Source organism: Tepidibacillus sp. LV47 (assembly GCF_048381575.1).
In the GTDB taxonomy this organism is placed as follows: domain Bacteria; phylum Bacillota; class Bacilli; order Tepidibacillales; family Tepidibacillaceae; genus Tepidibacillus.
This window is the reverse complement of the sequence record NZ_JBLWIF010000004.1, coordinates 131,843-145,426: the sequence shown is the minus strand read 5'-3', so window position 1 is coordinate 145,426 and position 13,584 is coordinate 131,843. Positions and strand designations below refer to the sequence as shown.

Sequence of the window (13,584 nt, the reverse complement as noted above, 5' to 3'; positions counted from 1 at the left end):
TTATACTTTTTTTGCAATAAAAGCTACCCATTCTTCTATATTAAGTTTTTCCTCAATAACTAAACCTTCCTGTTCAATCGCTTCTTTTACCATATCACTTTTGGATTGGATAATACCCGAGGAAATAAATATTCCATTTGGTTTGAGTACCCTTGCTACATCATTGACGAAACGCACGATTACTTCTGCTAAAATATTGGCGACAACAATATCGACTTGCTCATCAATACCATCCAGTAAGTCATTTTGTTTTACCACAACAATTTGATCGACGTGATTTAGCTTTGTGTTTATTTGTGTGCTTGTTACGGCAATCTCATCTAAATCAAGAGCTAATACTTGTTTCGCCCCTAATTTCGCAGCTACAATACTCAAAACCCCTGATCCACAACCAACATCAATTACTTTTTCTTCTCCTTTGATTACTTTTTCTAATGCTTGAATACACATTATGGTTGTAGGATGGGTTCCTGTTCCAAAAGCCATTCCAGGGTCTAATTCTATTAAAAGTTGATCGGATTTTGTTTCTATTTCTTCCCATGTTGGCGTAATGATGATTTTTTCTGTAACCTGTATCGGTTTATAGTACTTTTTCCATCCAGAAGCCCAATCTTCTTCTTCTACTTCCGTGATCGAGACTTCTCCTTTTCCTATATCAATATCATACATGGATAAATTTTTGATGGCTGATTTAATTTGTTCTACCGTTTCCATGAGATAACTATTCATTGGAAAATAAGCTTTGACATAGACCCCTTCCTCTGGGAAATCTTCGGGAGAAAGTTCATACACCTCTCCATATGGCGACTCCCAATCTCGATGAAGTACTTCTTGGTCTTCAATGATAACTCCACCAGCACCTGCTTCATGAAGAATATTTGCAACGGCTTCAATTGCCTCTTGGGTTGTATGGATTGTGACCTCAGACCATCTCATAAACCATTCATTCCTCCTAAAGATTCCTTTAAATAAAAAGAAGAAAGGGGGTTTTATTCCCCCATAAAGGCTTTTTTCATACGATCAAAAAACGACCTCGTTTGCTGGTGGGTCTCCTCACCGCTTAATTTCCCTAATTCTCTAAGCAGCTCTTTTTGTCGTTCTGTTAATTTCGTTGGTGTTACAACAACGACTTTTACATGTTGATCTCCTCTTCCCCCAAAACGTAAATGGGGTACTCCCTTACCTTTTAAACGAAAACTGGTTCCTGTTTGTGTCCCTGGCGGAATTTTTAATTTTACTCGACCATCAAGGGTAGGAACCTCAATCTCATCCCCTAATGCAGCCTGAGTAAATGTTAATGGAACCTCACAGTAGATATTATCTCCATCTCTCTCAAAAAAATCATGAGGTTTCACATGTAAAACAATGAACAAATCGCCAGGAGGTCCTCCATTAATTCCAGGTTCGCCTTCTCCACTTACTCTTAATTGGGAACCATCATCCACACCCGCAGGAATTTTGATGTGAATCTTTTTGTTCTTTTTCACTCGACCCGTTCCGCGACAATCGGTACATTTATGTGGAATAATTTTTCCTTTTCCTTGACATGCAGTACAAATTCGTCGATTCACAATGCGACCAAATGGGGTATTCTGAACCACTTCTTGTTGACCTGTCCCTTTACATACAGAACAGGTTTCCACCTTAGTTCCTGGTTTTGCTCCTGTTCCATGGCAAGTATCACATTCTTCCTCTCTTGGAATGGTGATATCCGTTTCTTTCCCAAAAACAGCTTCTTTAAACTCCAATGTCATTGTATATTGAAGATCTGCACCTTTTCTTGGTGCATTAGGGTTACGATTTCTTCTTCCACCACCAAAAAACATATCAAAAATATCGCTAAAATCGCCAAAATCGGCACCAAAACCACCGCCGCCAAATCCTCCACCGCCACCAAAACCTGCGGAAGGATCTTCATGGCCAAATTGATCATAGCGAGCCCTTTTGGTTGGATCGCTTAAAACTTCATAAGCTTCTTTTACTTCTTTAAATTTTTCTTCAGCATCAGGTTCTTTATTGACATCAGGATGATATTTGCGAGCCAATTTACGGTAAGCCTTTTTTATCTCCTCTTCAGTGGCATTTCTACTGACTCCTAAGACTTCGTAATAGTCCCGTTTACTCATTGAATCACCACCGTTCTTTTTAATATGAAGGTAAACAAGCGAAAAGTCAAAGTCAAGAATACGACTTTGACTTTTTCCTTTTTATATACAATATGCTTGATTATTCTTTCTTGTCATCTTTTACTTCTTCGTAATCAACATCGACAACATTTTCTTTGTTTTTGGTTGTATTATCGGTTGTTCCCTGAGCGTTTTGTGCCTCTTGAGCTTGTTGATAGAGTTTTACCGACAGTTGTTGTACAATCTCTGCAAGTTTTGCATTTTTTTCCTTAATTTCTTCGATGTTATTTCCTTCTAGGGCTTTTTTCAACGCTTCTTTCGCTTCTTTTGCCTTGTCGATTTCAGCTTGATCTACTTTTCCCTCTAAATCTTTTAAAGTTTTCTCCGTTTGATAAATCATAGAATCGGCTTGATTACGTAGTTCTACTTCTTCTTTGCGCTTACGGTCTTCTTCGGCATGAGCTTCAGCCTCTTTAACCATTCTTTGGATCTCTTCTTCGCTTAAGCCACTAGAAGAAGTAATCGTAATTTTTTGGCTCTTACCTGTACCTAGATCTTTTGCCGATACATTGACGATACCGTTGGCATCGATATCGAATGTGACTTCAATTTGCGGAACTCCACGTGGTGCTGGTGGAATATCGTGCAATTGGAAACGGCCTAATGTTTTATTATAAGCGGCCAATTCCCGTTCTCCTTGAAGAACATGAATTTCTACAGATGTCTGGTTATCAGCAGCAGTAGAGAAAATTTGTGATTTACTTGTAGGAATCGTTGTATTTCTTGGGATTAATTTGGTAAATACTCCACCAAGAGTTTCTATACCTAAAGATAATGGTGTAACGTCAAGCAAAACGACATCCTTAACATCACCAGTAAGAACTCCCGCTTGAATTGCAGCACCGATTGCAACGACCTCGTCGGGGTTTACCCCTTTATATGGTTCTTTTCCAATGAACTTCTTAATCGCTTCTTGAACAGCAGGAATCCGTGTAGATCCCCCGACGAGAATGACTTTATCAATATCATTTGGTGTCAGTCCAGCATCTTGTAATGCTTGGCGAGTTGGTCCCATTGTTCTTTCTACTAAATGGGCAGTTAACTCTTCAAATTTGGCACGGGTTAAGTTGACTTCTAAGTGTTTTGGACCTGTTGCATCCGCAGTGATAAATGGTAAGGAGATTGTGGTTGTTAAAACACTGGAAAGTTCTTTTTTCGCTTTTTCGGCAGCATCTTTCAAACGCTGTAAAGCCATTTTATCTTGGCTTAAGTCAATTCCGTTTTCTTTCTTAAAAATATCAACTAAGTAATCAATAATGGCTTGGTCAAAATCATCTCCACCAAGTCGGTTATCCCCGCTAGTAGCTTTTACTTCGAAGATTCCATCTCCTAACTCGAGGATAGAAACGTCAAAGGTTCCACCACCAAGGTCATAAACAAGGATGATTTGATCCTCTTCTTTATCTAAACCATAAGCTAAAGAAGCAGCAGTTGGTTCGTTGATAATTCTTAATACTTCAAGTCCTGCAATTCGTCCTGCGTCTTTTGTTGCTTGACGTTGGCTGTCATTGAAATAAGCGGGTACCGTAATAACAGCCTGAGTCACTTTTTCACCCAGATAAGCCTCAGCATCTGCTTTTAATTTTTGCAGAATCATTGCAGAAATTTCTTGTGGAGTATACTCTTTTCCATCGATATTCACTTTATAATTTGTACCCATATGGCGTTTAATCGAGATGACTGTATTTGGATTCGTAATTGCTTGACGTTTTGCCACTTCACCAACTAAACGTTGTCCATCCTTGGTAAAAGCAACAACGGATGGAGTGGTACGACTACCTTCTGCGTTTGGTATGACAACTGGTTCTCCACCTTCTAATACAGCGACACAAGAGTTTGTTGTTCCTAAGTCAATTCCTATTACTTTACCCATGATCGATTACCTCCATCTTTTGTTTTATCTTTAAAATAACCTTATTAAGCATTTACTTTAACCATTGAAGGACGAAGAACTTTATCCTTAAATTTATAACCTTTTTGTAGTTCTTCAACCACAATTCCCGATTCATATTCATCGGTTTGAACTTGCATTACCGCTTGATGAAGTTCTGGATTGAATGGTTGACCAACAGATTCAATTGGTTGAAGCCCTTCTTGATTAAGGATCTGTTCCATCTGACGATAAACCATTTCTACACCTTGAACGAGAGAATCAAAGTTTTTGGTTTCTTTACTTGAATTGATCGCCCTTTGAAGGTTATCATAGGCAGGCAATAATGCCTCGACTAAACGGGCAGAAGCATATTTTGCCGTTTCTTCTTTTTCAAGTCTCATTCTTTTACGAAAATTATCAAAATCAGCATGTACACGTAAAAGTTTATTTTGCAATTCTTCAATCGTTTGCTTTAATACAGATATTTCATCCTTCGTTTGTTCGTTTTTTTCTTCTTGTACTTGATCTTCTTGCATTTTTTCTTCTTGGTTTTCTTCTTCTTCTTCTTTAGAATCTGCTGATGTTTGATTCATCGTTTCTTCTTTTTCCATTTCTTCTGATGTAATAGTGGACTTACCCTTCATTTGTTCTGTCATTAGGTCACCTCCTAATCTTGGTCATCAGACTTCATCTTTATGATCGTTTTAATACGAAGAATTGCCTCAGTGATTTCAAAAGCAGCCTGCAGTGCATGAATTTTGACTAGGGCAGGATCAAGTACTCCTCTTTGTTCCATATCGATCACTTCACCAGTATCTGCATCGATTCCAAGGGAGTCTTTTTGTTGTGTATTTTGAGCAACCTTTACTTCTTCTAGCTTTTCAAGTGGATTAAACCCTGCGTTTAAAATAATCTGAGACATTGGTTTTCGTAAGGCACTCGCAACAACTTGTAAGCCAAATCCCTCCATACCATGGACTTGATCCTTTAACTTTTCAATTTCTTTTGCAATAAAAAATTCAATGGCGCCTCCGCCTGGAACATACCCACCTCGGATAGCTGCTTGTACAGATGAGGCTGCATCTTTTGCAATTCGCTCTCTTTCTTCGACAATTTCATCTGTAGATGCACCAACAAGAATCGTAGCCATTGGTTTCCCTTTGCCACCGATGATTCTTATTTTTTCTAACATTTGATCTTCAATCACTTCATCAGCATAGCCTAGATATGCTTTCAGTTCCTCCGTATCCTTATTTAGACCTGTGCGTTTAATCGTTTTTGCACCTGTATGTTCAACGAGGCGTTTCAAATCTTGCCGTGACAATCTCTGTAAAACCATAATTCCATGATCGATGCAGAATTCTTCGGCAATTGGATCAACACCTCGATCGACAGCAATCACATTGACTCCTAAGGACGTGATTTTTAATAAATTTTTTTGAAATTCAGCTTTATATTCTAAATATTTTTGAAAACCAATTTCTGTACCTAATGCTTCTTCTTCGACATTCTCAGGTTCAAAAGCATCTTCAATCACGAGAATGTTCGCCTTCGATATTTTTTTTGGCATTTGGCTATTCATTCTTTTTTTATTAAGAATTAAGCCAGAAATCAACTGATTTTGTTTCCCTTCATAAGCGACTATTGAATCGGCAAATTTGTATTCTGGATCACTTAGTTTTTCCTTTTTAATTAACAAAGCAGCATCTACGATCAACTTCGCAATGTCTTCATGTTCTCTCCCAGCGATATAAGCGATTTGAAAAAGGGAAGGAGCTTTTAGATCTTCAATCATTCTTACATTTGAACGAAGTTTTTGAATCGCTATGTTGATCCCTTGTTTAATCCCTGCAATTAATTTTGGAATTGGAACTCCACGATTCACTTGGTTAACAGCATCGGTTAATAATTCACTTGCTAGAATCGTAGCCGTTGTTGTCCCATCACCGATTTCATTTTGTTGGGATTTTGCCACTTTTATCAGCATCTTGGCAGCAGGATGGTTTGCTTCCATCTTTTCTAAAATCGTTACCCCATCATTGGTAACGATCACTTGACCATTTTCATCAACAAGCATCGTATCCAAACCCTTTGACCCTAATGTCCCTTCAACTGCAGACGCTACAGCTCTGATTGCGTTCATATTGGAATGTAATGCAGTGAAATGGTCATTATAGTCATGGCCGGTTTGATTTTGATTGTGCATTATAAACATAAACATCCTTTCAATTGAAAATGGGGAAAGTTTCCCCATCTTCTTTCATCTTTATTCATTTTGAGGTATTTCCTTTTTATTTATACAACTTTGAAATGAATTTCGAAAAATCTTGCGCTAAAAATTCAAGAATACGAATCACTCGGCTATAATCCATTCTCGTCGGCCCAAAAATCCCGATTTTTCCTACGATCACTCCATCAACTTCATACGTTGCAGTGATAATACTGCTATTTGCTGCTGCTTCTACCGTGTTTTCTGTGCCAATTTTCACTTCAATTCCTTTATGATCCGATCGCATCAATTCGCGGACTTCTTCTGTTTTTTCAAACATATTTAATAGATCTTTAATTGTGTTAATATCGCTAAATTCAGGTTGATTTAATATATTTGTCATTCCGCTGACATAGATTTTGTGGTCGGATCCATTTTCGAGATTTTTCAGTATTAACTGATCAATTAAATTCATCATTTGTTCGTATTCTTGAATGTTTTTCTGGAACTCCTTCTCTAGTTCGCTAAAGATCTTCGATTTTAACTGATATAACAATACACCATTTAATTTATGGTTCAAGAAATTCACCATTCTCTCAATGGAGTGGATTGAAACTTCATCGGGAATGGTTATTGTTTTACTTTGGAGCTTACCTGTATTTGTAACCAAAATGACGACCAATCTTTGATCAGATAAAGGAACAACCTGTATATGTTTTAACTTAGTATGATAAATTTCTGGACCAAGGATAATACTCGTGTAATTGGTAATTTGCGATAGAATAATCGCGGTTTGCTCGAGAACCTGCTCAAATTCGTTAAATTGTTTTGTAAAAATATGGCTAATATTATTTAAAATCTCTTTTGAAAGTTCGATATCTTTTGGATTGATTAAATGATCCACATAATAACGATAACCCTTATTCGAAGGAATTCGACCTGCAGAAGCATGAGGTTGTTCCAAATAACCCATTTCTTCGAGGTCAGCCATTTCATTACGGATGGTGGCCGGAGAATAGCCAATATCATGCCGTTTTGAAATTGCTCTCGATCCAACGGGTTCTGCAGATGCAATATAGCTGTCCACTACCGCGCATAATATCAGTTTCTGTCTATCCGTTAGCACACCATCCACCTCCGTCAATATTATTAGCACTCAAAACTAACGAGTGCTAAAAATCTAATTACTAAAATACCAAAATTAAGCTTGTCTTGTCAATGGTTCAGGAGAGAAATTCAGCAAATACCTCATTGCCATAAATAAGACCTTTTTTGGTTAAACGTATTCTCTTTTCATCTTTTATTAATAATCCTTTAGATATGAGTTTTGTGATCACGGGACCAAACTTTGATTCCATTGTTTCCCCAAAGATTCGCTCATAATCAGCAAATTTCACCCCCTCTAACATCCTTAATCCAAGCATAAGCATATCTTCCTTTTTCTCTTCTAGTGAAACTTCAAATTCTTCTAAACGAGGGAGCTGATTTTCTTTTTGTAATTTTTCAATATAAGGTATGATTCCTTTCAGATTCATATATCTTTTTCCTTCCAAATATCCATGTGCACCTGCACCAAACCCATAATAATCTTCATTTTTCCAATAGGTAATATTATGCTTACTTTCAACCCCCTTTTTTGCAAAATTACTAATCTCGTAATGTCGGTATCCATGTTTTTGCATTTTTTCAATCGTTGTTAAGTACATGTTTAGTTCTTCATCTTCAGTTGGTAAAGGTAGTTGATTTCTTTGAAATAATGTATGGAATAAGGTGTTCTCTTCTACTTTTAAACTATAAACGGAAAAATGGGGCAAGTCTAATGCAAACGCTTTGTCTAAACTCTCTTTTACCATCTCAATAGTTTGATGAGGGAGGCCAATCATTAGATCGATATTCATATTCGTCAAACCAACTTTATGTGCGTTATCGATACTTTGATATACATCTCTAACATTATGAATTCGGCCGATATAGGATAGTAGATCATCTTGAAATGCTTGGACCCCTATGCTTAATCGATTTACTCCATACTCCTTCATGATCTGAAGTTTTTCAATCTCGACTGTTCCTGGATTCGCTTCCATCGTAAACTCGATATTTTGATCCCAATCCTCAAAATGATTTCTTATCGTTTTTAGAAAATACTCCATTTCTTTTGAAGAAAGGACGGTTGGCGTTCCTCCACCAACAAAAATGGTTTGAATCTTCTCTGGTGGATCGATTTCTAACGTTTTCTTCATTTCTAGATCCAGAGCCTTTAAATAATCCATTATGGGTTGCCCTTTTACAACATAAGAATTAAAGTCACAATAGTGACATTTGTTGGTACAAAAAGGAATATGGATATATACTGCATGTGCCATTTATTTTCACCACCTGTAGAATAAAAAAAACTTCCATCGAAGTCTTTCGAAGAAGTAGTCGAGTCCTCTTTAGCGGAAGTTTTTTATGCCGTTAGTTCAAGTTTAACTTGTATGAAGTTAAACACTCCTATGCGGTAAAAAACCTACACCTAGGTGCAGGTTTTGACTGTTTCATTGTTATTGGTCCATCTTTAATACAGCCATAAAAGCTTCTTGGGGAACTTCAACCGTTCCCAAGGCTTTCATCCGTTTCTTCCCTTCTTTTTGTTTCTCGAGAAGTTTTCTCTTTCTGGTAATATCGCCACCGTAACATTTTGCCAGAACATTTTTTCTTAATGCCCGAATCGTTTCTCTTGCAATCACTTTATTGCCTATTGCTGCTTGAATGGGGACTTCGAACATTTGTCTTGGAATCAATTCTTTTAGTTTTTCAACGATTTGTCTTCCTTTATGATAAGCTTTATCTTTATGAACGATAAAGGATAATGCATCTACTTTTTCACCATTTAATAAGATATCAACACGTACCAAATGAGAAGGTTTGTATCCTATCAACTCATAATCGAAGGAAGCATATCCTTTGGTATTTGATTTTAATTGATCAAAAAAGTCATAGACAATTTCCGATAACGGCATGTTATAAGTTAAGGTAACCCGATTCGTATCAAGATACTGCATATCGACAAATTCACCGCGTTTTGACTGACAAAGTTCCATCACAGGTCCAACATAATCATTGGGTACCATGATTGAAGCTTTTACATAGGGTTCCTCGATGAAATCGATATTTCCTGGTTCGGGCATATTCGATGGATTGTCAATGACCAACTTTTCCCCATTTGTTTTCGTCACATGATAAACCACACTAGGTGCAGTCGTTATAATATGAATCCCAAATTCTCGCTCGATTCGTTCTTGAATGATCTCCATATGAAGAAGCCCTAAAAACCCGCAACGAAAACCAAAACCTAATGCTGTCGAAGTTTCAGGTTCGTATTTTAGCGCTGCATCGTTTAGCTCCAATTTTTCTAACGCTTCTCTTAAGTCATCATAATCTTGACTATCCACTGGATACATTCCACAAAACACCATCGGATTCACTTTTCGGTAACCTGGCAAAGGTTCTTTTGCCGGACGATTTGCATCAGTTATGGTATCCCCTACCCGAGTATCTTTCACATTCTTTATCGAAGCTGCGACAAAACCAACATCCCCTACAGACAACTGATCAACAGGGGTCATTTTGGGCTTAAAAACCCCTACTTCTGTTACTTCAAAAATTCTACCAGTTGACATCATTTTAATCTTCATTCCTGGCTTAATTGTACCATTAACCACACGAATATAAGTGATAACCCCTTTATACGGGTCATAATGAGAATCAAATATTAACGCTTGTAAAGGGGCGTTACTATCCCCTGAAGGTGAAGGGACCTTCTTAACAATTTGTTCGAGGATTTCCTCAATCCCTATTCCTACTTTTGCCGATGCTAAAACAGCTTCTGAAGCATCAAGTCCAATTATATCCTCAATTTCTTGTTTCACTCGCTCGGGTTCTGCACTAGGTAAGTCGATTTTGTTAATCACAGGGATAAGCTCAAGATCATTTTCAAGGGCAAGATAAACATTGGCCAATGTTTGGGCTTCAATCCCTTGTGCTGCATCAACAACAAGAATCGCCCCTTCACAAGCAGCCAAAGAACGAGAAACTTCATAAGTAAAGTCCACATGTCCAGGAGTATCAATTAAATTCAGAATATATTCTTGTCCATCTTTTGCTTTATAATTAAGCCGTACTGCTTGTAGTTTGATGGTAATTCCTCTTTCCCGCTCCAATTCCATTTGGTCTAATACTTGATCTTCCATTTCTCGCTTAGTTAATGCACCTGTATATTCGAGAATCCTGTCGGCTAAGGTTGACTTTCCATGGTCAATATGAGCGATGATAGAGAAATTACGAATTCTTTTTTGTCGTTCTTGTTCGTTCATGCCAAATCCCATTCCCTTCTTAAACCCTTCCAAAAAGATACATAAATACACTTCTATTTATTATATAGATTATAAAGTTTCGTTGCAATATGGGAAAGTCATGGTTGTGATTAGAACAGAAAAAGAGCCTGTGATAGGCTCTGGTTTATTTTATGAGGTTAGCAATGATTTGAAATCCTTTTTCTGCACCGATCTGAAGAGTGGACCCAATGGCATTTCCAATTTCGCTGATATAACTAGAACCCTGTTCATTTGTTTTTTGAACAAGCTTCTTTTGTGGTATTGATTTGAAACTCTGCTCTTTTGTACTGACAATTTCCTTATCCTTACCTGGAATTGGCTTTTTATAGGTTTTTCCCAGCACGGTAACTTCTACTTGGCTATCACTTTTTGAAACCTGAAAGCTTTGGATTCCTTGCTTCGGTATGCCAATTATCTTATAGATTCCTTTTTCCGCGACAATAATTCCGATAAAAGTGCCAATAAGAAAAATAAGAACGACAAAGATAAAACGTAAAGTAAATCGTGCCATGGTCTCACCCCTTTTAATTTCCCTTTAATTCTGCTGTTGCATTCACCTTTTTGGCCTCGAAGTAAATTTCTGCCACTGCTTCTGCCAACGCTCTTGCTGTTCGATATTCTTCTTCAAGGGTATTATAGTTGCTCCCAACCTCGATCAAGACGCTATTAGGTGAAACGGATTGATTATATTCTCCATTAGTACCAGAAGTTTTTGTTTTTTCCGTAATTCCTTTTGACAACCCTGGATAAAGCTCATTGATGGTATCATGCAGCCTTTTTGCAAATTCTTTATTTTTCTGATAGTTTTGATTGCCTTTTCCGATAACAAAGGTAATCGTGGCATAATCGACGCCTTTAATCCTAATCGTAGATAATTTTTTCATCTCTTTTTCATCATAGGATTTACCTGTTGGGAAACCATCACGGTGAATATCAAAAATAAATTGGTAATCCCCATTTCGTTTTAAGGCTTCTTTGACTGTTTTAAATGATTCCGTGTATGATAATGCATATTTTGTTAAATCAGGATAATAATCGTTTGTTGACACTTCTGCATTAATCCCTAATTTTTTTAATTCTTCACCTAATTTTATTCCTACCTTAGTAATATTGATTTCCGCATGAGTATTGGTTTTGGTTTCTGGAAGAAAAGATTCTCGATTATGAGTATGGTAAATAAAAACCACGTTTTTATTCTTCGACATATCTATTGCTTCCGTTTTCTTATCATCTTGAATGAATTCTTTTGGAGGTTTTGACTCAATCGGATGATCAAAAACATCGGTCATATTTGCTGCAACTAACTGATTAAAATCCATTAAAGAATAAGCTGGAATTTCTTCTTTGATCCAATCATTTGGATGCTTCGGTGTATAGGTTAGAAAAAATAAATGAAAAAAAGGATTTTCTGTTTCTCGTTGCTTGCTTCTATCTAATGCTTGTACATCCATTTGGAAAATTGGAATCTCCATGGAAAATAAATGTAAAAGTTGGCTTGTGGATAACTGTATTTTTAACTTGTCCGAAAAAAGCCCATTCGTTTTATCAGTTTGTTTTGGGATATGCCAAAAAAATCCACTCACGATTAGAAAAAAAACTGCCGTACCAAAAGAAAGGGATAGAAAGAACTTTTGCAGGAAAGGTTGTCTCATATTTTCACCCTTTTCTCCATCATACTTTTTGTACATGTTTATGACAGGAAGAAAGGGTTTAGAACTTTTTTTAATTTATAATATTTAATTTGTATAGGATGCTACGTTTCCTTCATTAACAGCTGAATGCAAAGCCATATTTAAACCATTTGCAAGAATTCCTGCCATATCTTCAATAAAGATATCCACCTCCTTAGGAGTTACGATCAGATTATATCCTAGGGGTGCAAGGACTTCGTAAATCAATTGTCGTTTTTCTTGTTCATTTAAAGTTCCTACCATCCCTAAGAACTGTTGATGAACTTTCGGGTTTTCAGAAGGCTTTTTCCCAAATGGATTGCGTATATCCATTTGTTTTCCTAAATGTTGTAATAAATAATCCATGGTGTCACTTACAATGGATACAGCGTCTACTACCGTTGGAATGCCAATCGCAATCACAGGAACTCCTAATGTTTTTTGATCCAGCGCTTTTCGTTTATTCCCAATTCCAGAACCGGGTTGAATTCCTGTATCTGCGATTTGAATGGTTGAATTGACTCGATTTAAAGAACGAGCGGCTAAAGCGTCAATTGCAATGACTAAATCAGGTTTACTCTGTTCAACAATCCCTTTTACGATATCACTCGTTTCAATTCCAGTAATCCCTAGAACACCAGGGGCTAATGCACTTACAGGACGGAATCCTTCATTTACTTCGTTTGGCATCAGTTCAAAAAGATGCCGAGTCACTAAGATTTTCTCTACAACCATTGGCCCTAATGCATCAGGAGTGACGTTCCAATTCCCTAATCCAATCACCAAAACTTTCGCATCTTTTGTAATTTTGATCTCTTCTAAATAATGTTTGAAATCCTTGGCAAAAATCCGTGTCATTTTCTCCTGAAAAGATGAATCATGTCTTTTTAGAGCATCTGCTTCAAATGTGATATAATGTCCAAGAGGTTTGTTCAAGAGTTTTGCTCCTTCCTCACTTTCAATAGAAAGTCTTGAAATATGGATTCCCTCAATATCCTCTTCATCTATATAAACCCCTGAAATTTCTCCGCCATATTGCTCTACTGCCATCTGATGACTTTCTAAAGCTAAATCTGTCCGTACCTGATATCGACTCAAATCCACTTCATGTTCTTTTTTCATCTAAATACCCCCCAAAAATTGCTAATACTATTTTTCTACTAAAAGGAAAGTTTATTCTTTGTTTTCACAAGAATCCTTGCTTTTTAAAACTTCACATGTTAGAATATGTGATGTTCTATTTGGAATGTGCAGTTACGGGTTGCATTAAGGA

At 37.0% G+C, this 13,584-nt stretch carries 11 protein-coding genes; all 11 read right to left on the bottom strand.

The window, feature by feature from the left end:
* The 11 genes from prmA to gpr all read right to left on the bottom strand — a co-directional run bounded on the left by prmA (position 1) and on the right by gpr (position 13,433).
* Positions 1–936, bottom strand: coding sequence for a 50S ribosomal protein L11 methyltransferase (gene prmA, locus ACMW72_RS06865; protein ID WP_418368104.1), 936 nt, complete (start codon positions 934–936; stop codon positions 1–3).
* 53 nt (positions 937–989) lie between these two features.
* Positions 990–2,126 (bottom strand): molecular chaperone DnaJ, encoded by a 1,137-nt coding sequence (gene dnaJ / locus ACMW72_RS06860; protein ID WP_418368103.1) that lies wholly within the window; start codon positions 2,124–2,126, stop codon positions 990–992.
* A gap of 100 nt (positions 2,127–2,226) precedes the next feature.
* On the bottom strand, positions 2,227–4,059 hold the full coding sequence (gene dnaK, locus ACMW72_RS06855) for a molecular chaperone DnaK (protein ID WP_418368102.1): 1,833 nt from the start codon (positions 4,057–4,059) through the stop codon (positions 2,227–2,229).
* Between the two features lie 44 nt (positions 4,060–4,103).
* The gene (gene grpE / locus ACMW72_RS06850; RefSeq protein ID WP_418368101.1) at positions 4,104–4,715 is read right to left on the bottom strand and encodes a nucleotide exchange factor GrpE; all 612 of its coding nucleotides are present in this window, start codon (positions 4,713–4,715) and stop codon (positions 4,104–4,106) included.
* Between the two features lie 11 nt (positions 4,716–4,726).
* Complete coding sequence (locus ACMW72_RS06845; protein WP_418368100.1) at positions 4,727–6,274, bottom strand: TCP-1/cpn60 chaperonin family protein; 1,548 nt, start codon at positions 6,272–6,274, stop codon at positions 4,727–4,729.
* Between the two features lie 76 nt (positions 6,275–6,350).
* A complete protein-coding gene (hrcA, locus tag ACMW72_RS06840) occupies positions 6,351–7,394 on the bottom strand; it encodes a heat-inducible transcriptional repressor HrcA (protein ID WP_418368099.1) in 1,044 nt (347 codons plus the stop codon).
* A 97-nt stretch (positions 7,395–7,491) separates the two neighbouring features.
* Positions 7,492–8,631 (bottom strand): radical SAM family heme chaperone HemW, encoded by a 1,140-nt coding sequence (gene hemW, locus ACMW72_RS06835; protein ID WP_418368098.1) that lies wholly within the window; start codon positions 8,629–8,631, stop codon positions 7,492–7,494.
* Positions 8,632–8,808: 177 nt separating this feature from the next.
* On the bottom strand, positions 8,809–10,620 hold the full coding sequence (lepA, locus tag ACMW72_RS06830) for a translation elongation factor 4 (protein WP_418368152.1): 1,812 nt from the start codon (positions 10,618–10,620) through the stop codon (positions 8,809–8,811).
* Positions 10,621–10,765: 145 nt separating this feature from the next.
* Entirely contained in the window at positions 10,766–11,152 is a 387-nt protein-coding gene (locus tag ACMW72_RS06825) for a DUF3679 domain-containing protein (protein ID WP_418368097.1), read from the bottom strand.
* 13 nt (positions 11,153–11,165) lie between these two features.
* Positions 11,166–12,293 carry a stage II sporulation protein P gene (spoIIP, locus tag ACMW72_RS06820; RefSeq protein ID WP_418368096.1) on the bottom strand — a complete coding sequence of 376 codons (1,128 nt, stop codon included), beginning with the start codon at positions 12,291–12,293 and terminating at the stop codon, positions 11,166–11,168.
* Positions 12,294–12,377: 84 nt separating this feature from the next.
* Positions 12,378–13,433: a GPR endopeptidase gene (gene gpr, locus ACMW72_RS06815; protein WP_418368095.1), complete on the bottom strand. Its 1,056-nt coding sequence runs from the start codon at positions 13,431–13,433 to the stop codon at positions 12,378–12,380.
* Positions 13,434–13,584 lie beyond the last annotated feature (151 nt).

Excerpts from the sequence above, each read along its gene's own strand:
- prmA (WP_418368104.1), bottom strand. The coding sequence starts at position 936 with ATGAGATGGTCTGAGGTCACAATCCATACAACCCAAGAGGCAATTGAA.
- spoIIP (WP_418368096.1), bottom strand. The coding sequence starts at position 12,293 with ATGAGACAACCTTTCCTGCAAAAGTTCTTTCTATCCCTTTCTTTTGGT.
- dnaK (WP_418368102.1), bottom strand. The coding sequence starts at position 4,059 with ATGGGTAAAGTAATAGGAATTGACTTAGGAACAACAAACTCTTGTGTC.
- gpr (WP_418368095.1), bottom strand. The coding sequence starts at position 13,433 with ATGAAAAAAGAACATGAAGTGGATTTGAGTCGATATCAGGTACGGACA.
- ACMW72_RS06845 (WP_418368100.1), bottom strand. The coding sequence starts at position 6,274 with ATGTTTATAATGCACAATCAAAATCAAACCGGCCATGACTATAATGAC.
- grpE (WP_418368101.1), bottom strand. The coding sequence starts at position 4,715 with ATGACAGAACAAATGAAGGGTAAGTCCACTATTACATCAGAAGAAATG.
- hemW (WP_418368098.1), bottom strand. The coding sequence starts at position 8,631 with ATGGCACATGCAGTATATATCCATATTCCTTTTTGTACCAACAAATGT.
- ACMW72_RS06825 (WP_418368097.1), bottom strand. The coding sequence starts at position 11,152 with ATGGCACGATTTACTTTACGTTTTATCTTTGTCGTTCTTATTTTTCTT.
- dnaJ (WP_418368103.1), bottom strand. The coding sequence starts at position 2,126 with ATGAGTAAACGGGACTATTACGAAGTCTTAGGAGTCAGTAGAAATGCC.
- lepA (WP_418368152.1), bottom strand. The coding sequence starts at position 10,620 with ATGAACGAACAAGAACGACAAAAAAGAATTCGTAATTTCTCTATCATC.